The 25,976-nt window shown below is 42.6% G+C and carries 25 protein-coding genes; 1 reads left to right on the top strand and 24 read right to left on the bottom strand.

Translation table 11 applies throughout. The features are described from left to right. Positions 1 to 67: 67 nt before the first annotated feature. On the bottom strand, positions 68 to 3,415 hold the full coding sequence (gene dnaE / locus QOS06_RS01185; protein WP_085679558.1) for a DNA polymerase III subunit alpha: 3,348 nt from the start codon (positions 3,413 to 3,415) through the stop codon (positions 68 to 70). Positions 3,416 to 3,497: 82 nt separating this feature from the next. Here dnaE and QOS06_RS01180 point away from each other — a divergent pair, with 82 nt between their 5' ends. Then, entirely contained in the window at positions 3,498 to 3,740 is a 243-nt protein-coding gene (locus QOS06_RS01180; RefSeq protein WP_003671058.1) for a YjzD family protein, read from the top strand. 458 nt (positions 3,741 to 4,198) lie between these two features. Here the strand turns inward: QOS06_RS01180 and QOS06_RS01175 are convergent, their stop codons facing one another. The 23 genes from QOS06_RS01175 to QOS06_RS01065 form a co-directional block, all read right to left on the bottom strand. After that, a complete protein-coding gene (locus QOS06_RS01175; RefSeq protein ID WP_283595351.1) occupies positions 4,199 to 5,362 on the bottom strand; it encodes a hypothetical protein in 1,164 nt (387 codons plus the stop codon). Between the two features lie 120 nt (positions 5,363 to 5,482). Then, entirely contained in the window at positions 5,483 to 6,613 is a 1,131-nt protein-coding gene (locus QOS06_RS01170) for a LysM peptidoglycan-binding domain-containing protein (RefSeq protein ID WP_283595350.1), read from the bottom strand. Further along, positions 6,613 to 7,074 (bottom strand): phage holin, LLH family, encoded by a 462-nt coding sequence (locus tag QOS06_RS01165; RefSeq protein WP_152742997.1) that lies wholly within the window; start codon positions 7,072 to 7,074, stop codon positions 6,613 to 6,615. The genes QOS06_RS01170 and QOS06_RS01165 overlap by 1 nt, the downstream gene beginning before the upstream one ends. Next, complete coding sequence (locus tag QOS06_RS01160) at positions 7,058 to 7,477, bottom strand: phage holin family protein (protein WP_152742996.1); 420 nt, start codon at positions 7,475 to 7,477, stop codon at positions 7,058 to 7,060. Before QOS06_RS01160 ends, QOS06_RS01165 begins: the two co-directional genes overlap by 17 nt. 88 nt (positions 7,478 to 7,565) lie before the next feature. Next, entirely contained in the window at positions 7,566 to 8,117 is a 552-nt protein-coding gene (locus QOS06_RS01155; RefSeq protein ID WP_152742995.1) for a hypothetical protein, read from the bottom strand. A 127-nt stretch (positions 8,118 to 8,244) separates the two neighbouring features. Continuing rightward, positions 8,245 to 10,134: a phage baseplate upper protein gene (locus QOS06_RS01150; protein ID WP_225431013.1), complete on the bottom strand. Its 1,890-nt coding sequence runs from the start codon at positions 10,132 to 10,134 to the stop codon at positions 8,245 to 8,247. Next, a complete protein-coding gene (locus QOS06_RS01145; RefSeq protein ID WP_152742994.1) occupies positions 10,134 to 10,427 on the bottom strand; it encodes a hypothetical protein in 294 nt (97 codons plus the stop codon). Before QOS06_RS01145 ends, QOS06_RS01150 begins: the two co-directional genes overlap by 1 nt. After that, positions 10,428 to 10,664, bottom strand: coding sequence for a hypothetical protein (locus tag QOS06_RS01140; protein WP_283595348.1), 237 nt, complete (start codon positions 10,662 to 10,664; stop codon positions 10,428 to 10,430). Positions 10,665 to 10,670: 6 nt separating this feature from the next. After that, positions 10,671 to 12,509: a phage tail protein gene (locus tag QOS06_RS01135; RefSeq protein ID WP_152742992.1), complete on the bottom strand. Its 1,839-nt coding sequence runs from the start codon at positions 12,507 to 12,509 to the stop codon at positions 10,671 to 10,673. After that, entirely contained in the window at positions 12,509 to 13,354 is an 846-nt protein-coding gene (locus QOS06_RS01130) for a phage tail domain-containing protein (protein WP_283595347.1), read from the bottom strand. Before QOS06_RS01130 ends, QOS06_RS01135 begins: the two co-directional genes overlap by 1 nt. Positions 13,355 to 13,360: 6 nt before the next feature. Then, on the bottom strand, positions 13,361 to 17,155 hold the full coding sequence (locus QOS06_RS01125) for a tape measure protein (RefSeq protein WP_283595346.1): 3,795 nt from the start codon (positions 17,153 to 17,155) through the stop codon (positions 13,361 to 13,363). Between the two features lie 33 nt (positions 17,156 to 17,188). Beyond that, positions 17,189 to 17,347 (bottom strand): hypothetical protein, encoded by a 159-nt coding sequence (locus QOS06_RS01120; RefSeq protein WP_283595345.1) that lies wholly within the window; start codon positions 17,345 to 17,347, stop codon positions 17,189 to 17,191. Positions 17,348 to 17,406: 59 nt separating this feature from the next. Further along, positions 17,407 to 17,817, bottom strand: coding sequence for a phage tail tube assembly chaperone (locus QOS06_RS01115; RefSeq protein WP_283595344.1), 411 nt, complete (start codon positions 17,815 to 17,817; stop codon positions 17,407 to 17,409). Positions 17,818 to 17,886: 69 nt separating this feature from the next. Next, complete coding sequence (locus tag QOS06_RS01110) at positions 17,887 to 18,606, bottom strand: phage tail protein (protein WP_283595343.1); 720 nt, start codon at positions 18,604 to 18,606, stop codon at positions 17,887 to 17,889. A gap of 3 nt (positions 18,607 to 18,609) precedes the next feature. After that, positions 18,610 to 18,999 carry a DUF806 family protein gene (locus QOS06_RS01105; RefSeq protein ID WP_283595341.1) on the bottom strand — a complete coding sequence of 130 codons (390 nt, stop codon included), beginning with the start codon at positions 18,997 to 18,999 and terminating at the stop codon, positions 18,610 to 18,612. After that, a complete protein-coding gene (locus QOS06_RS01100) occupies positions 18,999 to 19,391 on the bottom strand; it encodes an HK97-gp10 family putative phage morphogenesis protein (RefSeq protein WP_283595446.1) in 393 nt (130 codons plus the stop codon). Before QOS06_RS01100 ends, QOS06_RS01105 begins: the two co-directional genes overlap by 1 nt. Before the next feature lie 43 nt (positions 19,392 to 19,434). Next, positions 19,435 to 19,803, bottom strand: coding sequence for a phage head closure protein (locus tag QOS06_RS01095; protein ID WP_283595340.1), 369 nt, complete (start codon positions 19,801 to 19,803; stop codon positions 19,435 to 19,437). Further along, positions 19,781 to 20,104, bottom strand: coding sequence for a hypothetical protein (locus tag QOS06_RS01090; RefSeq protein WP_283595339.1), 324 nt, complete (start codon positions 20,102 to 20,104; stop codon positions 19,781 to 19,783). The genes QOS06_RS01095 and QOS06_RS01090 overlap by 23 nt, the downstream gene beginning before the upstream one ends. A 20-nt stretch (positions 20,105 to 20,124) precedes the next feature. After that, positions 20,125 to 22,038 carry a phage major capsid protein gene (locus QOS06_RS01085; protein ID WP_283595338.1) on the bottom strand — a complete coding sequence of 638 codons (1,914 nt, stop codon included), beginning with the start codon at positions 22,036 to 22,038 and terminating at the stop codon, positions 20,125 to 20,127. Then, on the bottom strand, positions 21,983 to 23,197 hold the full coding sequence (locus QOS06_RS01080; protein ID WP_283595337.1) for a phage portal protein: 1,215 nt from the start codon (positions 23,195 to 23,197) through the stop codon (positions 21,983 to 21,985). Before QOS06_RS01080 ends, QOS06_RS01085 begins: the two co-directional genes overlap by 56 nt. Next, entirely contained in the window at positions 23,194 to 23,388 is a 195-nt protein-coding gene (locus tag QOS06_RS01075; protein WP_283595335.1) for a hypothetical protein, read from the bottom strand. The genes QOS06_RS01080 and QOS06_RS01075 overlap by 4 nt, the downstream gene beginning before the upstream one ends. Positions 23,389 to 23,399: 11 nt before the next feature. After that, positions 23,400 to 25,331: a terminase TerL endonuclease subunit gene (locus QOS06_RS01070; RefSeq protein WP_283595334.1), complete on the bottom strand. Its 1,932-nt coding sequence runs from the start codon at positions 25,329 to 25,331 to the stop codon at positions 23,400 to 23,402. After that, positions 25,324 to 25,851, bottom strand: coding sequence for a phage terminase small subunit P27 family (locus tag QOS06_RS01065; protein ID WP_283595332.1), 528 nt, complete (start codon positions 25,849 to 25,851; stop codon positions 25,324 to 25,326). Before QOS06_RS01065 ends, QOS06_RS01070 begins: the two co-directional genes overlap by 8 nt. Between the last annotated feature and the right edge of the window lie 125 nt (positions 25,852 to 25,976).

Here is a 25,976-nt window from a genome sequence, read left to right as displayed (position 1 = left end):
GTTTTAAAAAAGCGCTATCATTCTAAAATTAGTTATTTTTTCTAACTGTTATTTAATTTTATAGCTTTCAGTGATTACTATTAAGCTGTTGTAAGACAACGTTTTCTTGGCCGAGAACGGCGACAAGCGCCTTTTTTGCTTTCTGAGAATTTTTTAACCATCGTTTTTGGTCAAGCAGGATCTTCTTATCGTTTGCTGGATAAAACAACAAGACAGGAATTGAACCATGGTATTCATTAAAAATATTATTTAACTCTCGATGCACCATCTCAGTGTCTAATGACGGTAAGATTCGTAAAACCCATCGTTGCTTGCGGCGTTTCTGTTGAACTTTTTTAACATCCTGCAATTGATTAGCAACTAATTGTAGACCCCGTCCCTCACGATATTCTGCTCGACCTCTGACAATTAAAATCTTATTTGTTTCTAGTTGTTCTTTGAACTGCTGATATTGTTTGGGAAAGACGGTAATATCAATTGCTCCGGTCTCATCCGTTCCATTAACAAAGGCCATTTCCCGATGTTCACGTTTAGTATAAATAGTCTTAACGTGATTTGTAAGGACAATTATTGTCGCTTCTGAATGCGGATATAAATCAGCAATTTTAGTTGCATGGAGCTGCTGTCCTAATTGGTAATATTGGGTAACCGGGTGGCCGGAAAGATACACTCCTAAGTATTCATTCTCCTTCGTTAAACGGTTCAACAGAGGGAATTCATTTCGTTGGTCAATTGCCGTTTGGAGAGCCGGATCGTCAAAATTAGCAAAACCAGCAAACAACTCAATCCCGGAAATTAATTTAGGAAGGGCGTCAATCATCTCCGCTCGGTTATATTCCATCTTATCAAAGGCCCCACTATAGATTAACGGTTCGATTAATTCTTGCTTTTGCCAACGTTCTGGAATACGCGCAATAAAATTACGAAGATCTGTAAACTTGCCATTTTCCTGCCGTTCTTCAAGAATTGCGGCGACAAAATCACGACGTACTCCTTTAATAGCAGAAAAGCCAAAGTAAACTGTCCCATCATGTAATAGAAAACTACTCTCACTTATATTGATTCGCGGCCCACTAACCTTGACGCCAAATTGCTTTGCATCCCCCACGTGCCGTTTCAATTTCTCAATATTAGTTTCTGCATTCATTAGGGCTGTAAAAAAAGCTGCAGGGTAATAAACTTTCAAATATGCCATCTCAAACGCCATCATAGAATAGGCAACTGCATGCGAACGATTGAACCCATAATTAGCAAAGCGATCGATATATTCAAATACTTGGTGAGCAACTTGTGCTGAATAGCCGCGTTCTGTTGCGCCGGCAATAAATTTTGTCCGCATATCCTCCATTGTGGCCTTTTTCTTCTTACTCATTGCCCGGCGTAAAAGATCCGCCTCTCCTAAGGTAAAGCCAGCCATTACAGAAGCCAACTGCATTACCTGCTCTTGATAGACCAAAATACCGTAAGTTGGTCCCAGAATTTTTTCAAGTGAAGGAGCAGGATAAGTAATTTTCTCTTTTCCAGCTTTGCGGGCGGTAAAATGAGAAATATTTTCCATTGGGCCCGGACGATAAAGTGCATTCACTGCCACAATATCTTCAAAATTCGTTGGATGAAGATTGACCAATACATTTCTGATCCCACTTGATTCAAATTGAAAAATCCCTTCAGTTTTTCCTCGCTGGAACAGTTGAAGAGTCAACGGATCATTAAAGTTAATTTTTTGCAAATCAAAATTAGGGTCTTCTTGCCGAATCATTTGAAGGGTGTTATCCATGATTGAAAGGTTCTTCAATCCCAAGAAATCCATTTTTAATAGCCCCAGCGCTTCTACTGTGTCTTTGGCAAACTGCGTCATTAATAAGCCATCACTACCATCTTGTAACGGCACAATTTCATGTAATGGCTGCTCAGAAAGGACAATGCCTGCCGCGTGAATTGAATAATGACGCGGCAATCCCTCTAATTGCTGTGCAACTTGAATCAGCAAACGAAATTTAGGATTATCGTCAAGAAGATTTTTTAGTTGTTGTGACTCCTTTAATGCATCTTTGAGTGTCACGTGAAGGCCATGTGGTAATGCATCGATTAACCTTTGCATATCGTAACGGGGCAAGTTAAAGACCCGACTCACATCACGAACGACTTGTTTAGCGGCTAATGTCCCAAAAGTAATAATTTGGGCTACGCGTTGGTGACCATATTTTTGATGTACATACTGCAAAACTTCATCACGCCGATTATCAGGAATATCTAAGTCAATATCGGGCATTTGAGCTCGTTCTGGATTCAGAAAGCGTTCAAATAATAAGTCGTATTGCAAAGGATCAACTTCTGTAATTGCTAAAGCATAGGCAACTAATGATCCCGCAGCTGATCCTCGTCCAGGGTCGGTCGTAATCTTTTGCTGGTGAGCAAAATTCATTACGTCCCATACAATTAAGAAATAATCATCAAAGCCCATTTCATGGATTACTTTTAATTCCATCGCTAAACGTTCTCGGTACTGTTGAATAGTTTTTCCTGGTGCTACTCGTCTTTTTTTCAATCCTTGAATACATAGAGAACGTAAATATTGTTGAGATGGTATCCCTGCTTGATTTTTAAAATGAGGAAGGACCGGGGCCCTAAATTGAAGTTCAACGTTGCACAGGACTGCTACTTCAACTGTCTTTTGCGCGGCTGCACTAAGCCCCCTTGCATTGTAATCTTGGACAATCTGTTCTTTCGAATGAAGATAATGTTGTCCTTTTCGTCCCGCTTCTATTGTCGGATCTTTTAACTCAACTCCGGCATCAATTGCTTGTAAAACCCGACTAGCAAAAAGGTCATTAGCATTTAAATAATCAACTGGAGACGTCCCTACTAATGGCAAAGATAATTGTTTTGATAATTGTTGCAAGGTATCTATTTGAACGTCATCTAACCGCGAATTGACTCCTAACAGAACGCTATCATCATCCCCCAGATTAGCAAGCTCAGTTAAAATTGATGTTGGCTGAGCAAGTATACTAAAAACTGTACTTTGTGGGGGGATAATTATAAACAATTCACCCAATAAAGAACTAATTTGCGCAATCGTTAAAGGTATTTTTTTATCTTTTCGTGTTTGCTGAAGCGTCGATATGTCCATCAGATGCTGATACCCTCGTTGATTCTTAGCTAGAAATACTAAATCTAGCTTGGTACCATCCGTCTCATTTAATGCAACTACCAGCCGCAAGCCGAGAATGGGTTTAATTCCTGCTTTTTTTGCTGCATTATAAAATTCGACAGCCCCATATAAAACATTTTCGTCTGTTAACGCTAATGCCTTATACCCTCGTTCCTTAGCCGTTGTAACTAGGTCAGAAATCCGGGTGGGACTTTTTAGCAAACTATAACTACTCTTAACATCTAAGGGCGTAAAATCCACTTCATTTCACCTCTCAATAAAATTATATCAAATCAAACTAAATAGAGAAATTAACCCAACCCTTTCAAAAGCATTAATAAATATGCTAGAATATGGTATGACTTCAAAGGGGATGACCAACATGAACTTTTTATTAAAGAATATCGTGGCTGGTATTTGGGCACTTATTCTGGGTGAGGTCCTAGCTTACATCACAAGTCAACTAGAATCGATGACACCAGACTACACCCTTGTCGGCTGGTGTTCTGTAATTATGGGATTAGTCGTTATCAATTGTGTGGATAAAATTACCGCAGATGCAAATCCTAGCAAAAATGAAGATTAATTAAAAAGGATTGAGTCCAAAATGGCTCGATCCTTTTTAATTTATTTATCTTCTTCTGCAGTCAACCGCACAATTTCAAGCAGGGTGTCCAATGCGCGTTCCATCGTTTGCAGTGATACATATTCAAAACGCGAATGCAATTAACATGCCAATTGACGCGATAAACGGTAGAAACCCGTTAGATTATTAGTGCTTTGGGCTTTTGATTTCTTAATCAATATCGACAATTTTTTCTTGTTTTTAAAACGTTTGCCCCTTTTGTGCCCCTTTTTAGAGTTATCTTAAAGAGCTTACCTCTTACTGATCTATCAACATTTTCAGTATTATAACATAAAAGAAGGGACCATTACATTAACCGCAACAGTCACCTAACTACATTCGCAAACATATTATATTTTAACATAAAAATCCCTAGTAACCGATATGACTACTGAGGCTTTATTATGAGGAACAACAAACTACTTTTTATTACGATACTTAATTAAATCCTTGACGCTTGGATTGTCTTTTTCATCAATATGACATGCTTGAGGTGTATCAATCATCATAATTTTACTAAGTTTATCTACTAAATTCTCTAAATTATAGTTAGGCATTACTTCTATTAAAGTCACCCCATTTATTTTAGAAATGCGCTTCTTTCTTTCATCGCGTTCTTGGTTAGATTTAAGACAATTTTCACCGCCAAAATAGCTAACAGCCCTAAAATGCTGGTCTCCTTGATATTCACATGCTATTTTGTATTCTGGAAAATATACATCGTAATGCTGTTGCCCCAAGAATTTAGGGCGAGCATGCTGTTGTACTTCTTGATTATTAAATGTTTTTCTTAATTCTTCAAATAGCTGTGATTCATGAATCCATCCTTGACCAATTTCAGGAAGATGATTGCTTTTTCTCCATTCATTTTCTGAATTTTTTATAAACGATTTTACTTTATTGTTATCTTTAGTAAAAATATAGCCATTTACTTGTTCAAAGTCTTTTACATCGTCATAATCAACATTATCTGTTGTAGGAATTATCTTTGTTGTGTCCACAACTTTTGCAAACATTGATATATAGTTGATCCCCTTATCTTTGTAGATTAAATCTAACTTTTGTTCTATAAACTGTCTTATCTCATCTTCAAAGTTTCTTCCGTATGGTGAAAGCTTAGATTTTATTGGAAATAAGTCTACGAAGTATTTACTTGGTATATACTCTTCTTCATCTTTAAATAAGAGGGATCCTAAATCATTTAAATTTTTTCTGTCGTTACATAAATGATCTAAATAATAATTAAGCCAATATTCGCCGATTTCCCGATTACCAATACTCTTTGATAACTGCATCATCCACAACGTTGCATAATAATTAATCTTTGGAAAATCTGCTCCGTAAGATCTTAAAATAGATTTATATTTTTCTGATGCTTCTATTAATGATTCTTGAGAATGCTTAATAAGACATTCGTCGTTGATTTTATAGCAATAGTAATATAGATACGAACTTTGAGTATTATCTATATCTATTCTATTTCCATTTTTCCATTTATTTTCTAAATACGCATAGGCTATTTTCACTTCTTTACTTTCATTCTCTACTTCTGGATAATAACCAACCCATTCAGGTATGAACATTAAATTTCTCTCCCTTAAATCAGTAATACTTAAATAGGATATCCTATTTACTAATTGAAATCTATAAAAAAATAGCCCTAGCAGTCATTGCAATTACAATGACCACTAGGGCTAATATTTTTAGATCTGAATTGTCTGTCCTACATAAATTACGTTAGGATTTGCGATCCCGTTTTTCTGTGCGAGTGCTTGCCAGGCCTTGCCAAACTTAGCCGCGATTCCGCTTAATGTGTCCCCTGCCTGGACGGTGTAAGCATTGGATTGTCCGTTACCAGGTAGAATAATCTTTTGACCCACACCAATGATATTAGGATTGGCAATGTGATTAATCTGAGCTAACGTTTGGTAAGTTGTACCATACTTAGCCGCAATACCAGATAATGTATCGCCGTTTTGAACATAGTAAGTATTCTGTGTTGATGCTTGACCGGAAACCTTGAGGACTTGTCCTGGGAAGATAGCGTTTGGGTCACCAATACTATTAATTGCAGCAAGCTGTTGATAGGTTGTACCATATTTAGCTGCAATTTCCGATAATGTGTCACCCCATTGGACTGTATATGTCCCCGTAGCTGGTTGCCACTTATGTTGAACCGGTTCAGGCTTGGGTACTTCAATAGTTGGAACTTGACCAGTTTCACCTGTCGAGACTGTGAAGCAACCATCAAAATCGTAACTAGCATCTGTTCCAGAGCGATTACCTCCATAGCCCTGGCCATCGTCAAATTGCCAAGCTGCAGCATTACTAATTCCGAGGTCAGTAATCCCATATCCAGCAAGCCAAATCTTGTTATCACCTAGAGCATGGCTATTAAGAATGCCGCTAGTAAAGAATGACTTCATCGAGTAAACACTGGTATGAGGGAATCCTAGAGCCTTGACTTGATTAGTAAAGGCCATTGCTCCAGCGTTATAGTCGGCCATTGTGTGAACTTCAGCATCATCAACCATTAACGTTGAGCTGTCCATTCCTAGCGCTTTAGCGTGAGAAACAAAGAAATTTGCTTCATTACGAGCATCGGCTTCACTAGTGTACCGTGCAAAGTGATACAAGCTAATGAGTAAGCCAGCCTTCGATGCATTGCGAATCTTTTCAGCAGCAGTTGCTGACACCCAATTAGAACCATCAGCAGATCCCTCGGTTACTTTGATGACAATTCCCTTGAATCCGAGATTCTTTAAGAATTGCATAAAGTCAATGTCAGAACGTTGATAGTCAGATACATCAGCAAATAAATTACGAATACTCATTATTGATTATCTCCTTTCGTTAGATCAATAGCTACCGCTTGAGCAACTGGCGTAATGTCGGTGCCTGTTTGCGTAGTTGTAATTGGTGTAGCACTAATAGGATTCTTAGTATCAGGATCAACGGTTGGTGTCAATGCGGACTTTTCATAAGCTGATTGGACAAGGGTCTCAATAGCATTGAGGTCAATGTTATTGATGCCTTGCTTTTGAAGTGCCTGTTGGACAATATCCGTTGCTCGGCGGAACTTCTCATGACCAGCCATATCTTTGTCGACTAAGGAAGCTACCGCATTATCCGCAAGTTGGGCCGCACAAGACCAAGCAGCACGAGAGGTTTCTGTTTTAGCATGGATAACTTTGGCGTGGATGAACACCTGACTCTGTTTTAAGGCAAAATAAAAGGCCGCTGAGATAACGGCCGTCAGAATATAGGTTGGAATTGCATTAATGATTGTGCTCATGTTGTTTCTCTTCTTTCTCTAAATAATCTTTGCTGAGTTTGTAAATATGATCTTTTACCCAAGATGGTAGCGGCAATCCCATCTGTCCCCAATTTTCCACGATAGAGACCAAATAAAATAGGAAAAAGAAAAAGACAAGCGAGTCACCTGCCTGTCCTAATCCGCATAATTCCAACATTGGATAAACGGTTAATGTCAAAATAATTACGGCTGCATGTTTCAAAAGTCCTGCTGTTCCTTTACTAGAAGTTGTACGGTGCGTAATGATACTTTTGAAAAATCCAGTCACAATATCAATCACAATCGCCCAGACTAACCATTCAATCAGCATGTTATCAATCATGCTGGCAAAATATTGAATGTATAGAACGTGTTGGGGCGGTTGTGCGAGTAACGTGTGCATTGTGAGGTAGTCACCTTCTTATTGAAATAAAATTATTTTCTAATAGTTAGTTCTATACAATTCAAATCATAATATTGAAAAATATGAATTAATAAAAGACTCTCATAAACATATGTCCTTGCTTTACTATTGAAAAATTATTTTGATCATCTTTTTTTAGCTTTACCTTAAAATAAACATCTCTAACCTCATCATGGAATTTGATTATACCGTCTTCTATTCCCTCTTTTAATTGAATAGTTGCAGTATCCAGCCTTTCAGTATAAGGGCCAAATTCGTCAAAGTCTTGAATAAATTTTTCTTTAGTTACATTAACTGGTCGTAACCTGATTAATGATTGCGAATTGTATTCTAGAAGCCCCAAACCTTTAACTATTTTGAGTGCTACTTCATGGGTACTTAAATTATTAATCACTAGCATATCATTGTCTATATAAAATCGAACATAATTCTTATTCCAACTTCTAGAAAAATAAAGTGATGTAATAACAGCCAAAATAGTCCCAATCGCACTTAGCCAATCTGCCAAGGACCCTTTTTCCATAGGACCTACAGTTATTATTCTAAGATGCAATAACGTAGCAGCTACAATGCCAACGACAATTCCTACTACTAAAAAGAATATATTAATTTTTTTCATCTATATTCTATCCTTTCATTATAATTAAGCATTTTAATTATAAAGGATACTATAAGTATAAAGAACAGTTTATAGATAAATAGCCGCCCATAATAAAAGCCCCAAGTTTGTCATTTTTAACGCTCCCTTACAAGACAACAAACACGTTACCAGCATCAAGCAAAGTCACGGCAACCTTACCAGTTGACTTGTTGAGAGCGAGCGAGTGCGTGTTTTCACCACTATTCCCCGAATCAAGGAACCAACTTGTCCCAGGGCTCATTGAGGACGATTCCGGCTTGGCATAAATCGTTTTAGTGCCATCGCTCATTGCAACAACTCTGACAAGCCTTCCATAGCGACCGTAATCAAGATTGATAGTCTGATCACCATTTCCATTGAAGATGATAAGTGAGTCATCCTTACCATAATCCCCCGATGCATCTGTAGCAAAATGGGGAACGATCGACTCATGCATAAACTGGCCCCGATTGTTAACGAACCAGTTAGCAGACTTATCTGGATTCTGTGCTCTGAAATAGTAATCTACTTTTGCATCGGGATCAACGTTATAAGCGGTGCCGCCATCCACGTTTACCGCATCATAAGCATTGGAGTAGCTTCCGGTTATCTTAGCTCCATTATTGATAAACTCGCCACCAGAAGTTATCCGCAACCCTACGATGTCTTGTGGAACTGTAGACTTAGAGTAGACCCCTAACTCAAGAGCTGTTCCAGCTGCAGCATCTTCTTGAGGAATGTAGACATTAAAGTTAGCACCCCAGACACCAATCATCGGGTTAACGGTGATTGCCAGTCCATCTGCAGGTGTTCCGGTTACTGTTTCGGCGTTAGGATTGCTCTGAACCTTATACCACAGATTGGTGTTGATCGTCCGCCCTTCAACTGAGACAACACTCGTAACATACCAGTCTTTGTTGATGTTTGCCCGCACAGAGGTATCAATCAGCATACCGGGCTTTACATCTGACAAATCAATTGACTCATCAAGGACCGTAACGGAGTTCTCGGTGAATTTTGTGTCCGTGGTGGTAAAAAGGTACGGGATCCGCGTGTTAGAAGCATAAATAGCAGCACTGTCACGACCGGTGTAATGCTTAGCAATCCAGTCCAGTGAGTTGTTTTGTACTTCTGGATCATCATCGCTGTTAACCATGACACTCATACCAGAAGCGTCTTTGCCTTTACCAAACGTCTTTTTGTACACGGCAATGTGCCCGTTATGCATCAAATCGTGTCCCGCAAAGTCAGCTGTTTCTTTTGCGTAATCGGGAAACTTTCCTTGCAAGGTAGAAATAGCATCGTTAATCTTTTCCCGCTCTTTATCTAGCTGACTTTGGATTGCTGTTTTGAAAGCATCCGCTTCCGCCTGCGTAAACAAGTTATCCTGCTTAATCTTAGCTTCTAATGCATCTAAGCCATTTTGGACCGTGACCCCTAATGCCTTGAGAGTGTTCATTGATTGTGTAAATTGATCAACAAAGTCACTGGCCATCTTAGTGAGCTTATCGGTACTGTCTTGGTACTTAGTTTCGATTTCATTGATTAACTCTTCGACAGGTGAAATATACGTTCGTGGTACCAATCCATCAATGACCTTGTCGGCAAGGACATCGAGGTCGAATTCCAAGGTGGTGATGGAATTGCCATCCTTGACAATACGGAAAAAGGCTTGGCGGTAAGAACCAGCGACTGTAAAGGCATGGCCGGGCATGTCGAAACGGAAACGTCCGGCAGTTGGGTCAAGGGCAACGTAGCCTTTATCATCAATTATCCGGAAGTCGCCGGCGGAATTCTTCGGCAGCAATCCTTCAAACCAGACGTTGCAACCGGTTAAGTCTAAGGGTGTCCCATCTTCGTTTTTAATATTGACAAAGACTTGGCGCATACTTCGCTCATACTGACGCGCTTGGACCCAGTTAGTATTACTGCCATCAAAGTTAACCTTGAAGTCTTGCACATTGTCAACATGCGGACGCCGGTCTTGACCGATCACATAAGTTAAAGTTTGTGACATTAAATCATTCCTTTCTCTTTCAAAATCTGCATGACAGCTTGTTCGACCGTTTCATAGTCGGTCCCTAACGCCACATGCTCAATTTTCTTTTTCCACGCTTCTTGAACATTTTTTAGTTCATCTCGCGTGGCTTTTTCTTGTTCGAGTTGGTTGAGACGAGTGTTATTATCCTTTTGAAATTTCTCAAAAGTGGCATCGTCTTTACTATCCTCTTCTTGAATCTTTTGAAAATTATTGCCGATGATGGCTCGGGTATTACGATCCGAAGCATTTAATTGTGTCTCTAATTCCATTTACTCACCGACTTTCTTCTTATTAATAGTTCCATCGTCTTCAATGGTGATTTCGTAAATTGTGCCATTGGGAGACTTTAATTTAATCGCGTCATGTATAATCTCAGTGACTTGGTTCAAAGTTTCTTGATCGTGACCATCGATATATGCATGAACTTGTTGATAATTTTGTTGTGATTCGTTAGCAACTTTCTTCAATCCTTTTGCTAAATAATCAATCCAATCCCAGACATCCATCATCAGTCACCCCGCATATTCCTCGAGCCAAGTAAAAAGCTTCTTGTCACCGCCGATTTGGTTGGCTTGACTAGAAGCTTCAATACTTTTTTGTGCATCTTGTCGAACAGAATTAATAGCATCAGTCAACGCAACTTGGCGTGAGTGCTGATAATCTAAGATATTTTGCGAATTGCTATTAAGCGTGACAGAAGTTGGATTGGTAGCACTATATGGATACCAGTTAAAGCCAACCACTGCTTCATTAGTACAGATTGATTGTTCTTTAACCATGATATGGATCATGTCACCAGCAATCGGCTTAAAGTTCGAATAAGTCGTAACTTCTAATGATAATGCTGGGTCTGGTTGAATTTTCGTCTTAGCATAATCAGACATCGCATTTTTATCACTAAAACGGTCATCTTCAATTGGTTCAGCCGGATATTCGCCGTACTTCTTAATTGATTCTTCATCACGATACATAAAGGGAGAAAAATAGTAATACTCGCTAGATGTCGATGAAGAACTTTCCGAAGTCGTATCGCCACCACTATCGCTATCACCAGCGACAATTGAAGCCATTTGATCATTACGTTCCCACCAGGTTGGCGGATAAGAATCAATCGATTGAGTCTTACAAGATTGTCCCGGAGCTGGTTCATAAATCATCGTGCTGTTATTTAGAGCCATACAAATATGATATGAACCGCCAGGCGAACCATAAAATCCCATGTCACCAGTTTGCACTTGCGACCGATCAATTTGTTTACCATATGGTTCCATTGCTACCGTGTAAGCAGGGATATTGATCCCCATGTCCTTGTAGACCTGACTGACAAAGGAAGAGCAGTCCATACCGCTATGCGGATCACCACCACGAGCACCACCGGCACCGCCCCACACGTACGGCACTCCGAGGTACTGCTTGGCATCGTTGACGACCCTATCCGCGCCAGCGCCACCAGAACCATGACTATCATCCCCACTAGTTGAGGTATCGACCTCAGTTTCAATGGAGTACTTCCCACCGATACACATAACTTCATTAGTCAAACTAGTGGAATCAAATGTCCACTTCACTTCAGTTGTATTATTCGGATAATCAAGCCGATTGCCGTAGTCCTTATAGAACTGGTCCTGCGCATACACCCGAATATTCCAGTTGTCAGGATAAATCACAGCGTTCGGCCAGGCTTCGGTAATTTTGCTCAGCATATCCGTCCCACTGCCGTCAGCCAATTCTTCGAGCCGAGCAGTAGGAAAGTCCCCAATGACCTGATAAGAAAAGCCAAGCTGATTACCATCTATCCAATGTTTCAAAACATCTTCAATATGGTATTCGACTTGGTTCTCATCAGAATCTTCTTTAGTTTCGTCAGTCTTGGTGACCGTTGTCTTGGTAGTCGTGTTCCCTTCGGTTGTGGTGGTTTCCGTCTTCTGAGCATTTGGATCATCATCGTTGTCGCTATCATCTCCGCTATTATCGTTATCATTCTGAGTACTTCCGTAAACTTTAACATCCGTCTGCTTGTCAGCATCAGCCGGATCAATATACGTCTTATACTTCCGGATCCGTGATAATTCGAAATAAACGTGGGTGGCCACGACTTCAATCGTATTGACTAGCCCGCTGGTATCAGGTTCGGCCTGCTTAATGACGTACTCTTGACCATCAAAGAACAGCGACGCCTGAGCATCCAACATCGAGTAAGCAAATGATCCATCATCACGGGCCGTAAACTGAATGCTCCAAGCAGAATTGGCTTCCCAATCAACATAGAACGAGTCCGGATCAATGCAGTTCAGGGGCTCAGTCTCGGTGCGTCCGACGCCCCTAACTGTGACCTTCTCATCAATATTCATCAGATGTAAACAAACGGAAAGCTGAAAGTAATATCAAAACTGTCCGCACCGTCGACAGTAAAACTATTCCATTCAGTGGCCAGGCGAATTGTCCCATAATCGGAGTTGGCACTGGCCGGGTTTCCATTAAGCGTGGTAAAGATTCCATCTAGAACAATCGTCTCCTGTCCGTTCGAAGGCTTCTTGTAGGTCCATTCGGTATTAGTCGTCGTGTTGGTAATCTTCAGCGACTGACCGCTAAACTTCACAATAATCTTGAGATCAGACTTATATTTCCACGGATCAATTGGCACGTCGCTTGCGTTGAAAACCTTAAATTGCTTCGTGGTGAAATGATAATTGTACTGATCCTCATTATTGTGGAGGTTCATACCGAATTGCACCCCATCGTCATTGTTGCTATACGTTGCATCACTCCGATAAAGCGAGTAACGGAAACCTGTCGGGTTATCAAAGTTCATGCTGAACGTAGCATAGTGAGAGCCATTCTGGTCCGGCTTAATTTCCGGCAAATTGGGGTAAACAAAACGGACGATCGCTGATTCAACGTCCGTCCGCATTCTAATGAGTTCTCGTGATGTAAAAAGCCGGTAAAACTGGTGCTTAGCCAGCTTGTAGTCTTGCCAGTCAGTGAAGAAGAGGCAGAAGTTAGCTGCTACCTGATACCGTGAGAAGGTCGTGTACTGAAGCTTGCTACCATCAATACCAGGAATATCCTGGTAAGTATTAGCAAGAGCTGGCGTCGAGTCATCCCCAAGGAAGGTCAGGCCCTGCACCTTGTCCTCAATATTAAATTCATCCTGGTCACCAATCTTCAGATATAATGCTGGGTTACTTACACTCAAGTTTTATCACCTCCGATAACTCATATAATTGCTTAGCCGCTGGTCTCTGGCCATCACGGTATAAGCCGTCGATCGATTAGCTCGCATCCCCAGCTTATTGCCAGAGTTGATAGTAGCATCGATCTGCTGCTGGCCAACCTGAACAAGCTGTTGAACCCCACTAATCAGCTGATCTAATTTCGATTCTAACGACATGAATTCCTTTCGGCTGATGGACTGGTCATCTCGTGTTGGCTGAGCGGGGCCATCTTCATGCTTAAATTGGGCCATTACTTCAGATAATAGCTGATAAGCACGTCCTCTCTTGGAAGCAGTCAGTGGAATAATCATTTCTGGATGATTACCCTCAGCAACTTCATATAAGCCGTGTTGGAATACCTTTCCACCATTGGCCCAACCCCGGCCAGGAATACCAAAGTTACCCCAGCCACCTTCACCACCGTGTTGTAAGGCGTTGAAGGCGGCCAAAATCTGATCAAACCCGTTCATGATGTTTCCGTGACCGTGCCAGATCCAACTTCTGAAAGTACCTGGCTTAAATTGCAGCAGCCCGGTAGCGTGACCATCAGCCAAGCCATCGGTACCACCAATAGCTTTGGGATCACCCTTGGACTCCGTATTGATCTGGGTAAGCATCTTTTTCATCATTGTAGGCGTTAATGAAATGCCTTCCATCTTGGCGGCCTTTTCAATATAAGGACGCCAGCGTTCAACACCAGATCCTCCTGGGTTATCCAATTCAGCAAATTGCTTCTTAACCCATTCAGCCATCTGTTTGGCGATATAAGTAGGCACGCCGGTAATCAATGCTTGGGCAAATTTAATGCCACTGCTTAAACCGCTGAGCTTCTTTGCAAATTCATGCTCCATGAATTCAACTGGATGTTTCATAATCTTTTCAGCATTATCCATCCAGCTATCTGCATCATCTTTTAGCCCGCTAAAGAAGTCACCAACCCCATCAGCAAACTTAGGCAAGCCAATTGCTGACATCAGCTTATGACTGTCCTCACCGTTTAAGATTGACATCCCTTTCGGCAGGAACGTGATAAAGTTCCGTTTATTCGGGAACGCACCTACTTGGCCTTTATAAGAATACAGCTCACGCCAGTGTGAACCGGCACCATCATTGACCATGCCGATCGTCGACTTCTTCAAACCGTCACGATTACCGGCCGTCCCGGTGGCAAACGTAGGAATAGCAGCGGACCAGGATCCACCAAGTTTACTAGCGCCAATCTTATCTAATACCCAATTAATACCGTTTTGGATATCATCAATCAACGTCTTAAATGGTTTCAAAACACCATTGGCTAAGTCTGCCATTGCTGCACCGGCTTTTTTCTTACCGTTGGAAATAGCATCCCCAATCTGGGACATGTGGTCTTTCCAGGAGTCCACAACCTTGCCGAGCCAGCCGCCAGTCTTCTTGTTGATTGAGCTATACATATCTTCAAAGATATCCTTGTTAGCCCGTGACTGGTCCTTGGCTAGCCGCCCGGTATCGTCCTTCAGTCGGGACCAATGGCCAGTGACCAGATCATGCCAGGTCCGAGTCCGATCTTGGATAACCTTATACATGCTTTGGAAAGTCCGCGGATGTTGCCGATACATATTCTGAACAACTCGTGAAGTTGATCGGTTCATATTGGTATACCAACGGCTTACCCGGTTAGCTCCTGAACGGGCATTCTGCTCAATATTCTTCCAGCCTCTGGCAGCATTACGCTTCATCGCATTCCAGGCTTGCTGATCCTGCTTGCGGCGCTGGGCTTGATATCGGGCTTCTTGTTTCTGCTGAGCGCGTTGCTTGCGTGCCTGCTCTTTCCAGTAGTTACTCCAACCACGAGAGAGCTTCTTGTGCAGATTCCCAACACTTTTAAGAATGTTACGGCCGGTATTAACGAAGCCCTTAGCCATATTCTTTAGGCCACGACCAATCCCGTTCACGAAGGACCGGAACTTCTTGTTGTGCTGGTACAGATGTACCAGCGCAACTACCAAGGCTGCAATCGCAGAAGCTACCAAAATGAAGACATTAGCTTTCATCACTAGGTTTAGCACTTTCTGCGCACCCGCTACCTTCTTAATTGCTCCAGAAAGAGTCTGGAAGGTGGTGACCACAGTTGCCACGCTTCGCAACGCTTTTAACGTACCGACTAAACCGAGGAAAGCAGCACCTACCCCAATAACTACCTTTTGATGCCGGGCTAAGATAGCTAACGCTTTAGCAGCATTGACTGCTAATTTTGCAAAGCCAGAAGCTAAGATAACCAACCCCCGTTGAGTATCTTTGTTTTCCAGCGCTTTACTTAGCTGGTTCAGGCCGGTAGCTTCAACCTTGACCAGCGGCTTAGCCAGTGCCGCTTGAGTACTTGTCCATTCAGCTCGTAGCTTATGCTGAGCACCTGCCGCTGACTTGCCAAACGCCTCTGAGTTCTTGTTGTAGTTTTTGGCAGCCGTTTTTAGATAGCCGTTAAATTGGTCGGTTGTCATTTTACCAGAGTTGACTAACTCTTTGAACTTTTGCTGAGTCATTCCAGAAGCTTTGGCCATCGCCGCTGTTAAACCTGGCGCTTGCTTTTCCAAGCGTCCTAATGAGGAACTTGTGACTTTCCCAGACGATTCAATCCGGCTTAATCCACCAGCAAAAGCATTAGCCTGTTTATCAGAAAGTTTCAGTTGGTCAGCTAAACTTGCTACCCCTTTAGTCAAAACTTGAGTCTGTTTAACACTGTGGGTCATGCCATAAAAGCGTGACTGCAATGCATTAACCGATTGTGCAGTTAAATTGGTGTTTGTTTTTAGCTGAGTAACTTGATCACTTAGCTGTTTAACGCCACTAGCATTAACACCAATGTTCTTCCATCGAGCTTGCATGGCCATTCCAGCTTGAGCAGCTTGCATCCCCACTGATGTTATTTGATGCAATTCGTTTTGCAGACTAGGAAGAATTGACGCGGTAAGATTGCCTAGAAACGCACCACTAAAAACACCTTTAATTCGTTGTGCCTGTCTAGTTGCTTGTTTTTCGGCGCCTTCAACGTCTAAGACTTTCCGCTTAAACAAGTCCCAACCTGAAGTACGTGGTGGATTTAATGAGTGAGACAGTTCTGAGGCTTGTTTTTGTGTCCGCGCCATTGCAGCACTTACCTTATTGTAGTCAGTAATTCGCCGCCGATAAGTTGCAGAGTTTTTCCCCTCAGACTTAGCCGCTTCATCTGCCAGCTTTTTCGTTGCTTCCTGTTGCTTAGCAAGATTAACCAACGATGATTTCAACCCGGCAAGCTTTGCCTTCTGGGCTTCTGCAGTATTGCCTTCTGCTTTAAGCTTTTCAACATGTGAGTCAATCGCACAATTATTGGTATAGTAATCATTGCGCAATTCTTTGAGCCCGGAACTGGTGTACTCATATGAGCGTCTGGCTCGTGCTTGCTGGTTAGTCAGGCTAGTCATCTTATTAGTAGCACTAGTCAGCGCTCTGTCCAGTCGTGAAAGTTCATCCGTCTGGTCCTTAGTGACCGTTGCTGACAATTGAATAAGCCGGCGCTGATCTTCACGCTGTCGATTAAGCTGTTCAACTTTCTGACGCTGAACTTCCAGTGCTTTACTAAGCCCCTCATACCGAGCCTTAGCGGCACCAATCGAATCACCGCTTGCTTTGGCCGTTGCCTGTTCAGCCTTCCACTGCGCCGTCAAGTCTTTGAATTTATTGGTTAGGTTCTCAACCTGATTAGCAGCTTCCTGCTGGTCAACCTTGATCTTAGTCGACATGGTTTGCTGAATATCACTTGCCGCCATTTATTTACCTCCTTCCTTCTTAAAATTGCTTAACTAGTGTGATAGATGTCGCAAACGCTGATGAGCAGTAAAGGATGACAATGGTCGATCCTCACGATTACGGGCCTTAGTAATCCGAAATAGGTCGTAGATATTTTCATTCTCAATCTGCGACGGCAAAACACCGCCGTCCTGTAGTAAGCGTTTCTCCATATAGGCAACATCTTCGATATCGTTGTTTACATCATCGATTGCTTTAAGACAGTCACCGACTATTCTTTTGGGTCCTTTACCTTCTGTGAAGCTGCTTCCTTCTTATCGTCAAGCTCAATCTGTTTGTCAGATTGACCCTTGATCCGACGAATAACATAACTCAAGTAGTTCGCCAGAGTTTCCGTATTAGGAATCGATTCTTCAAGATGTTCAACTTGCTTTTCATTAAGTTTGAACAACTCGGTCAGGAACTTAATACCATCTTCAAGAAGCTTGTCCTCATTCTCAATTGATTCAATAACAAACTTGGTGTAGTTAGGGTTATCCGGTTTAATTGCATCTAGTCGATTAGCGGCTGCGGACATCTTCAGAACCTCGACAAGCATTTTGTTGGCCTTCGTGTAGGTCTTGACCGTTGGCTTAATGTTGAAACCTTTGTTAAAACCGACTTGCTTACCATTAATATGCATAATTTATCTCTCCTTAATCGCCGCGTGACTTCTGGCCATACTGTGTATTTCTGCCGCGACGTTTATTTTCTAGGCATGAGTACCTTTATTTGGGTCTTCGCTAACAGCGATAGTGCTTGAACCAGCACCCTTGATCCGGTTAATGATTTCCTTATCTGTATCAACAAATCCACCAAATACCTCGGCTAACATAGCCGCCGCATCGAAGTTTGCATCCCCAGATGAGTATTCCTTGTAAGATTGCTGAGTCCCAGTAGTTGGGTCTACAAAGACATCGTCCTTAATTGGCGATAAGGACTGGTAAGTATACGTTGAGTTGTAGTCCGATTCGTTCTTGTTGCTAGTAGCGTGGTTGTGTGCCGGCTCAATCATTTCACCATTGGCAAAACAATCGAGGACCGCGTTCCCCCAGTAATCAGATGAGCAAATCATCAAAGCAACGTTTGGCTTACGACCAGCGGTAAGAACATAACCGCCCTTGCCGTCATATACGTAGCCCTTAGTCTTCTGCCCAACATCGAGTGGCATATCCAGCATCGTTAGTGCAACTTGAGGCGTTGGTGTACCGTGAGTGATCCGCTTGACCTTATCATTGGCATATTGTTGCTGACCGGCTTCTTCCAAACCGGTAATGTTAGCGGTGGTGGCACCTTGGCCATCCCCATCAATTAGGACAACTCCAGACTTGGAAAGGCCCTTTTTCTCATCAGCAATGATCAGCCCAGTGCTTGGATCAATCATCCCAAAGGCGACCCAACGGATACCCTTAAATGAAGTACCTTCTGTCATTGATTAATTCCTTCTTTCTAAAATTGGCTCTTGCTTATCGATATAGATTGTCTTGGTCAGCTGGCCAGTATCGGGATCATAATCATGCTCCCGTGAAATTTCCACCTGCCAACCGTTGGTAATAAAAAAACGCTGAAGTTCAATTTCGGCGCTCGCAATATCAAAATCGACACTTTTCTTATAAAAAATCTGAATCTCGCAACCAACCAGCATGAACTTAAATGTCGCATTGGCATAGTGTCCCGGTTGAAAGTCTGATTCAGTAATTAAGACAACTGTTTTACTAGTATCATCAATAAATTCAGGCTCAATGTTGGTGGTGGCCAAATGATCGATCCACTTAAAGCCCTCACTCTCGAGCAGCTCTTTAACTTGCAGTACAGGAAGCTTCATTAGTCATCACCCTTGATACTTTCCCGATACTTATCAGCAATGGCACCAAAGATCTTGTCGGCGTTGTCTTCTCGAGCATGCTCTACAAAGTGATCGCCCCGCATCTTCTTCGTGCCATCATTGATAAAACGCGCTATTCTCGCATGATTAACCCCGGACTCCTTAACACCCTGAAAGCCAACCAGTGAACTACCATCAACCTCACCATTAATGTTCTTGTCATCCGAAGCAATCGAATCGGCAAGGTGTTTAATGTTTCGGCCACGATACTTCTTGGGAACATAGTGCTGTTCGTTGTAATGCTTGCGACGGGTTTCCTGTTGCAAACGATCACGAAGAACATCTGCTCCCTCTTTGGTCATTTTCCGCTGTGTCTCCTTATCAGGGACCAGCTTCTTTACTCAGTGTAAGAAGTCCATGATCTGCTCATCAAAATCAGCCATTAGCATTCAACTCCTTTACATTCCGTAAGGTCAGGAAATCGTAAGTTAAATAGTTGGCCGAATCATCGGAGCTGATATTAATAATTGCGTACTCCTCGCCCTTGTACTTCACATGAAGCTGATCATTGAGCCTGGCGTTATGACGAACCACAAGGGTGATTGCGTTCTGATAGGACGTTCCAAGTGCACGATACTGCATATTCAGTGTTCGCTTCTGAGGGAAGACATGCAGACTAAATGACTTAACAAAGGTCGGCTCATTAACCCCACTATATGGGTTAGTAGTCGTCTTCGTAACACCAAAGTCAGCAATCTCATTAAACAGGTAAGGCGAATACTTAACTGTCTTGGGCATTGCCATTGTCTTCACCTTCCTCAGTATCAATATACTTCGCCTGCAACTGAACCAGCATCATCTGAACGCCCAGTGAGAAGTTATTCTCCAGGGTACGATCATAGAAAAGTTGAGTAGTCAACGCGTCCAACGCTCCCAGGAAGAGGTCATCCCCCATGTACTTATCAAGACTAATTTTCTTATTGATAGCATTAATCAGAATCGCTTGTGCCTGCTTAATGAGGTTGACCAGCGTTGCCTTAGTGCTGTCAACATCGTCCAGATTCAGTTCATCCATCAAGCGCTGCGCAAATTCTTCGTTGGTCATAGACTACTCATCTCCTTAGCTTACTTCGTGATTCCGGTACCTTCACCAGCTGCCTTAGCCGTAGCCTTTGATCCAGTGATAAAGGTAATCAAGTCCTTACGTGCTTGAACAACATCTTGGCGAAGGTAAATACCAAGCAATTGATACCAAACATCGTAAGTATCAATTAACTTACCAGTGATTTCATTGTTCTTGAAGTTAATGATTGCCTTTTGAAGTGGTGCAACAATGATGTTTACATCCCCGTTCTTAGCAGCTGGGAATAAAGTATCATCGACGACAACTACTGACTTACCAACGATCATAGAACCAGTTGACTTAGTAACATCTGGTTGTACAAGTGGACGACCCATCTTATCAGTCATTTGATCTAATTGGTTAAAGGCAGATTGAGAAAGAACAATTGAAGCTGCTTGTGAGTCTTGAGGCTTCAAGTTAACATTCAGAGCAGTCTTAATATCAGAAATTAAATCAGTGGCGGTAGCCGCAGTAACACCATTGGTCAATTGAGTAATGATCTGTTGGTCGTTAGTGTTATCTTCAAGTTCTTTTAGCCGGCCTTGTAGTTCACTGATCCATGGGTAAGTTGAGTCACTAAGCAAGTCTTGAGATACCGCATAGTTTGCAGTGTAGGTCTTCAAATCCCAATTAATTGGAGTAATTTCTGGAACCTTGTGCCGTTGTGTTGGTTCAAATTCATTGTGTTGACTTAATGTATCATCACTTGTTTGGAATACTGGAAGCTTCCCTGTAGTCGTCTTAACTGAAACAGTCCGCACTAGGTTTCCTAAACGTGGGAATTGGTGTTCTTCATGTTCTGGGGTAAGGATCGTGTCAGGAATCAGCACTGAACCATCATTCAGCTTAACGTTATTGTCATCACGGCGAATACTATCCGCCACCACCCCAGTCTTCAGATATTCACCGAAGTCACGGATAACTTGGTTCTTGTTGTCGTTCAACTTAATAGACATTGGTTTTTCATCTCCATTTTCTTGATTATCATTTGCAGCCGACACTGCATCCCGAGTTACATCGTCACCAGAAGCCGGTTGTGCTTCACGAGTTGTACTAGAACTGGATGCACTACTCTTTGGATCGCCAGGGTTGCTACTAGTTCCAGCGGCGCTCTTGGCTGCAGAACTCGTTGGATCTCCCGGGTTGGCCGGTGTAGCAGAACGATCAACGTCATCACTATCTGGCGTTGCATCGCTGTCTGAGTCATCATCCCGTTTAGTACTTGAAGCTGGCACCGCCGCTTTGACCACAGTAGTCAACTGCTTCAAAGCCGCTAAAATATCATCATTGCTTGCTGATGCAGAACTAGAAGCGGAACTGGCCGCACTAGTTGCTGTAGAAGTAGCAGAACTAGCTGAAGTTGGTGCCGCACTATCATTTTTATTCATGCTTTTCAAAGCCTCCTCATAATCTCGCTTAACTTGAACACTTGTTTCCGTATAAGCTGGAATTGGCGTCAAGCTAATCTCGTTCAATTGTCTGAATTGGGTAATGGTGTGAATTACATTACCGTGACCATCCTGACCCCAGGTGTCACCACCATTTGGATCAATCACCGCATTGAAAGATAAGCCCTTGATGTTACCATTCTGAACATTTGTATAGACATCATTACCCAAGGTTGTGTCCGGAATATTGGCAACAAAAAAGAGACCTTTATCATCAACTTTTAGTGATAAGGTCCCTGAGTCCACGCGGGCAAGAATATTGTTGTAATCATGTGCATATAGTAATCGAACCTGTGACATATCAACGTTATCAAATGCACCTGGTCGAATATATTCAATAAATGGCAACGGGTTAGATGGTTGATTGAATGTCACCGCATAGCCCGATAGTTGCCGTGTTCCATTACCCAGATCACGTTTGACTGTTAGATTGGTTGCCTGAATTGTCCGGACGTCCGTTGTTTTCATCTTCTGTTCCACCTCCTTTCATTGCTGTACTGGAGCGCTTATTAAGCAATTCAATATCTTCATCGGTAACTGTTAGCCCTGGAAGAATGTCATTAGCCAGCATCAAGCCAAACGCTTGCCGAGGAGTAAGCATCCCCGACTTGGCCAGATTATTGATATTGTTCAATTCATTCTGGTGATCAACATCAATTGCACTGGTCACATCCAGCTTTACTGGTGCTCCCAGCTTATACGTTAGTTCTGACTCAATGGGCCGGATATACATCGTCAAAGCATTCTGGTAGAGTGACCGGATCATTTCAATTGATGATTGCTGATCACCTTGTCCATTGAGGTAGCTATCTGGGATTCCAAACGCCTTAGCAATTTGTGTCTGAGCAAAGGTCGTATCGTCTAACAGCTTGGCCACGTTGGGCGAAACATCCAAAGTAGACAGTTTTGCGCCAGCATCCATTACCATCAAACGACCAGCATTGGCACCCGTATTTGCCTTCTCAAAAGCTTGACGGATCTTCTCTTTATCCTCTGGATCAGTGATGGCATTAGGAGTCTCATAGACGTTTGTCGGGGCGAGAGCATGGATCAGGCTAGCAAGCGTCAGTTTCTTGGAATTATTTTGAATTCCTAGTTCTTGAGCCAGCGAAATCAGTGGACTAACACCGGTGTATTGTTCTGCATCACTCCCAGGTGCAACCAGTTTGAAGTGCAATATATCCGCACTAGGATAAGTCTTGTCTTCGCGCTCATCCTGAAAGTGAACCTTGTACGTGATATCTTCCGCATTATCAAGCAACGTTAATTCCACATCATCGGTTGGTATTCGCTCTAGCCAGGAGGCTTTATTGTTATTGTCACGATGAATGATGACATAGGCATTTCCATGAAGCAGGAGCTGAATCATTACTCCTTGCCAGCCCGCATAGGGATTCATCAGCTTAAACGGGTTGTTTAATAGTGTTTGATATTGCTGACCGTTAAAAGAACAACTCGCAATATCAGAACTGATCCGGAAGACAATGGCAAAGACATCACTGTTCTTAAATGCTTTATCCGCATCAATAACCTGACTGGTTACAATTTTATTCCCGTTAAACACTAACAGCGGGCTTGCACCATTCGGCAAGGTCCGCTGTCGTAGTATTCTCAATGGGTTAATCATCGCTTATCACCAGCCATTTCCTTCAAGGTGTCGTTGCAAACATAGTAAACAACCACGCCACCGACAATCAGGCCGAACCATTTGGCCAAGAGCCAACAGCCATATACAGCAACACCCAGTGCAATATACCCAAGTGCTGCAATCACAAATACCATTGCCACAGTACAGATTGTTCCAATTTTCTTCATCACGTGAATCACTCCTAAAATGTGAAATTATTCCAATACTCTTTCCGTTCGCGCGGTGTCATGTTAGCAAACGGATCTTTTTGATTCTTGTCGAGATTGACATCATCAAAGTCATACTGAGCACGGAAGAAAGCATCAATTGTCGCATCAACAATATCAATTTTGGCCGTGCGGCTATCCTTGTCAACTTTTACTCCGTTGTTATCGTTTAGTAGCACAGCATTGCTGAAGCTGTACTTCAAAAGCGGATCATCAAGCCAGCGAATCTGATCTGAAGCAATAGCACGCCGGAAAGCCAGTGTTGGCTTGTTCAACGTTAGTGACCCCTGGCGGACTGGAATAGTCAGCCAATCGGTCTTCTGATCGATCCACATAGTAACTGGTTCATCAGCATGCCAGGCATCGAAGCAGAACGCTTTAACGGATAAATGGTGCTGTTCCACAAAATCAAGGATGTAGCTAAACACAACCCCATCGTCAATAAAGCCATAGGCATCCTGGGTAATATCGCAGAAGCCTAGCCGCTCTGCGTTGCGATAATTAATACCATCCTGCTTCTCTTTCAGGTCAATGGACCCTTGGGCAAATGCTAACGGAATAAAGCTATGCTGCAGGATATACCACTTGCCAACCCCACCTTCCATATAAGGAAAGGCAAAGCTTACCGCCGTATCATCGGCATATTGCGACTTATCGAAGCCAATTGTTACCTCGTGGCCATCAATGTTAAATGGCGCCTGCTCAACAACCGACTTCTCAATATCGTTAAGAGTCAAATACGTATTGGACTTCGTTTTAAGCCAGATATTCATATTCTTATTCTGGAATTCCTGAATATTGCCAGCCGCCATGTGAGTATTCCGCTCATTAATCAAGGAACGAATCATCTGTTCCTTTTTCTCCTTGCTCAATGTAATCAGAGGGTTCGACTTCTCCCAGGTATCCGGTTGCTCGGTTTCTTTAACTGAGTCTTGTTCCCAGACCATACAGAGGTAATTATCCAGTGAGCGGCTGGTATCATCCCTCATGACGCGCTCAAGCATTCGCTCATCCTTGTAGAAGTAAGAGGTCGGGTTAGGATAAGCAGTCGAAATTTGAAACATCGAGCCACCGGTCTGCATCATCCCCGAAGAGACCTGGCCGACATTCCGCGCAATCTGAGCAATTGCCGCTGGGCTTCCCTTGGCACCGTCTGAACCTGATTCGTCTAGAACCGCCATAACGAAGTGACGACTATCGAACCGACCTGATTCATGACTAAGCCGAAGAATTACATTCTGCGGTATCTTGCTGATGATCTGGTCATTCTGAACATGGGTATCCAGTTGCTTAAAAAGCTTATTGAATGCCGGCATCGTGGAGAAGTGGTCCATTGTGGTCTTGAGGTATGAGAACCCCTTCTTTGATTGACTAGTTACCGGTGCGATATACGCCATATCTTGGTTAGTCTTGCCGGCCGACTCGATGATAAAAGAATAGGTCAGAATAATTGCTGAAAGATACGTTTTACCATTGGTCCGCGCAACAGAGACAATTACTCGGTCATACCGCTTGTTATCCAGATTGTCCCGCCAGCCAAACATTAAGGCTAGGATGGCTTTTTGCCACAGCATTAACGGAACCGGCTTGCCAGTATCAACATCAGGAACAATTTTGGCAAAGTTCAGGATGATTTTGACGTGTTTTAAGTCGTAAACATACTTGAAGGAACTATCCTCATCAATTCGCCGCAAGTCTTGAAGTTGTCGAAATGCAGCAAGCTTCAGCATGGTTGACGTTTGGAATTTACCTTCTAGGACATCGAAGCAATACCTGGTCCCAGGGTCCGGATACTTTTCTTTGATTTTCCGATAGTTGCCAGCTTTCTTTTCTGCTTGATAGGCACTCAGAAGATCTTTAGCAACATTCTCAGAGCCGTTAAAATCATATGCTTTCACGTTACTCATCATCCCCATTAATTACTTTAGCAATGTCAGCCATCACATCGCCGCTATCGTCGTCATCCCCAAGGTTGAGCAAGGTAACACGCGATTGAGGCGTTAACCCTAGTTCCGCACTCAATTGCTTAATCTTGGCCGTGGAATCACTCAAGGTCGTAACTGCTGGGTTTTTCTTATACCCGACAAAGCAATGCGGATCAATTATGTCACCGTTGGGAGAAATAATTGGCTTGTAGATTGCTGACTGAATACCGTGCTTCCGAATTTCCTTGTAGGCTTGGCGAAAAATATCAACCTGAACGCATAAGGAAGCAACAACCGTTAAATCAGGTTGCTTGACAATCTCGGATTTTAGCAAGGCAGGTAAGATTGCCCTATAGGCATTCTTGGCAATTTTTGAAAGATACCAGGGTGGATCCTTCTGCAAGGACTCCCAAGTATCGGTGCTTTCCTTCAGCTTCTTGGTCCGCTCACGTTGATACTTTTCATCAGTCGGGTCATCAGTAATCTTGTTTTTCCGTGCCATATTATCCCTCCTTTCCTAAGAGTGTGCTTGCTCGTGACCATTCCTGACTTCAGCAGCAGAATGGTGAACTTTTCTGCCGCTTGATACCCCCCTACCCCAAAAGATGAAATATCTCGGATTTTCAA

The sequence above is a fragment of the Limosilactobacillus sp. DJ3M12 genome, from assembly GCF_947381695.1.
Classification (GTDB): domain Bacteria; phylum Bacillota; class Bacilli; order Lactobacillales; family Lactobacillaceae; genus Limosilactobacillus; species Limosilactobacillus kinnaridis.
This window is presented reverse-complemented; position numbering and strand designations above follow the sequence as displayed.

What these genes read in the sequence shown, in the direction of transcription:
- QOS06_RS01140 (WP_283595348.1), bottom strand. Translation starts at nt 10,664, where the DNA reads ATGGATGTCTGGGATTGGATTGATTATTTAGCAAAAGGATTGAAGAAA.
- QOS06_RS01125 (WP_283595346.1), bottom strand. Translation starts at nt 17,155, where the DNA reads ATGGCGGCAAGTGATATTCAGCAAACCATGTCGACTAAGATCAAGGTT.
- QOS06_RS01120 (WP_283595345.1), bottom strand. Translation starts at nt 17,347, where the DNA reads ATGGAGAAACGCTTACTACAGGACGGCGGTGTTTTGCCGTCGCAGATT.
- QOS06_RS01065 (WP_283595332.1), bottom strand. Translation starts at nt 25,851, where the DNA reads ATGGCACGGAAAAACAAGATTACTGATGACCCGACTGATGAAAAGTAT.
- QOS06_RS01180 (WP_003671058.1), top strand. Translation starts at nt 3,498, where the DNA reads ATGCTAGAATATGGTATGACTTCAAAGGGGATGACCAACATGAACTTT.
- QOS06_RS01160 (WP_152742996.1), bottom strand. Translation starts at nt 7,477, where the DNA reads ATGCACACGTTACTCGCACAACCGCCCCAACACGTTCTATACATTCAA.
- QOS06_RS01170 (WP_283595350.1), bottom strand. Translation starts at nt 6,613, where the DNA reads ATGAGTATTCGTAATTTATTTGCTGATGTATCTGACTATCAACGTTCT.
- QOS06_RS01095 (WP_283595340.1), bottom strand. Translation starts at nt 19,803, where the DNA reads ATGGCAATGCCCAAGACAGTTAAGTATTCGCCTTACCTGTTTAATGAG.
- QOS06_RS01115 (WP_283595344.1), bottom strand. Translation starts at nt 17,817, where the DNA reads ATGCATATTAATGGTAAGCAAGTCGGTTTTAACAAAGGTTTCAACATT.
- QOS06_RS01070 (WP_283595334.1), bottom strand. Translation starts at nt 25,331, where the DNA reads ATGAGTAACGTGAAAGCATATGATTTTAACGGCTCTGAGAATGTTGCT.
- QOS06_RS01135 (WP_152742992.1), bottom strand. Translation starts at nt 12,509, where the DNA reads ATGAATATTGATGAGAAGGTCACAGTTAGGGGCGTCGGACGCACCGAG.
- QOS06_RS01080 (WP_283595337.1), bottom strand. Translation starts at nt 23,197, where the DNA reads ATGATTAACCCATTGAGAATACTACGACAGCGGACCTTGCCGAATGGT.
- QOS06_RS01155 (WP_152742995.1), bottom strand. Translation starts at nt 8,117, where the DNA reads ATGAAAAAAATTAATATATTCTTTTTAGTAGTAGGAATTGTCGTTGGC.
- QOS06_RS01110 (WP_283595343.1), bottom strand. Translation starts at nt 18,606, where the DNA reads ATGACAGAAGGTACTTCATTTAAGGGTATCCGTTGGGTCGCCTTTGGG.
- QOS06_RS01145 (WP_152742994.1), bottom strand. Translation starts at nt 10,427, where the DNA reads ATGGAATTAGAGACACAATTAAATGCTTCGGATCGTAATACCCGAGCC.
- QOS06_RS01105 (WP_283595341.1), bottom strand. Translation starts at nt 18,999, where the DNA reads ATGAAGCTTCCTGTACTGCAAGTTAAAGAGCTGCTCGAGAGTGAGGGC.
- QOS06_RS01150 (WP_225431013.1), bottom strand. Translation starts at nt 10,134, where the DNA reads ATGTCACAAACTTTAACTTATGTGATCGGTCAAGACCGGCGTCCGCAT.
- QOS06_RS01165 (WP_152742997.1), bottom strand. Translation starts at nt 7,074, where the DNA reads ATGAGCACAATCATTAATGCAATTCCAACCTATATTCTGACGGCCGTT.
- QOS06_RS01090 (WP_283595339.1), bottom strand. Translation starts at nt 20,104, where the DNA reads ATGACCAACGAAGAATTTGCGCAGCGCTTGATGGATGAACTGAATCTG.
- QOS06_RS01085 (WP_283595338.1), bottom strand. Translation starts at nt 22,038, where the DNA reads ATGAAAACAACGGACGTCCGGACAATTCAGGCAACCAATCTAACAGTC.
- QOS06_RS01175 (WP_283595351.1), bottom strand. Translation starts at nt 5,362, where the DNA reads ATGTTCATACCTGAATGGGTTGGTTATTATCCAGAAGTAGAGAATGAA.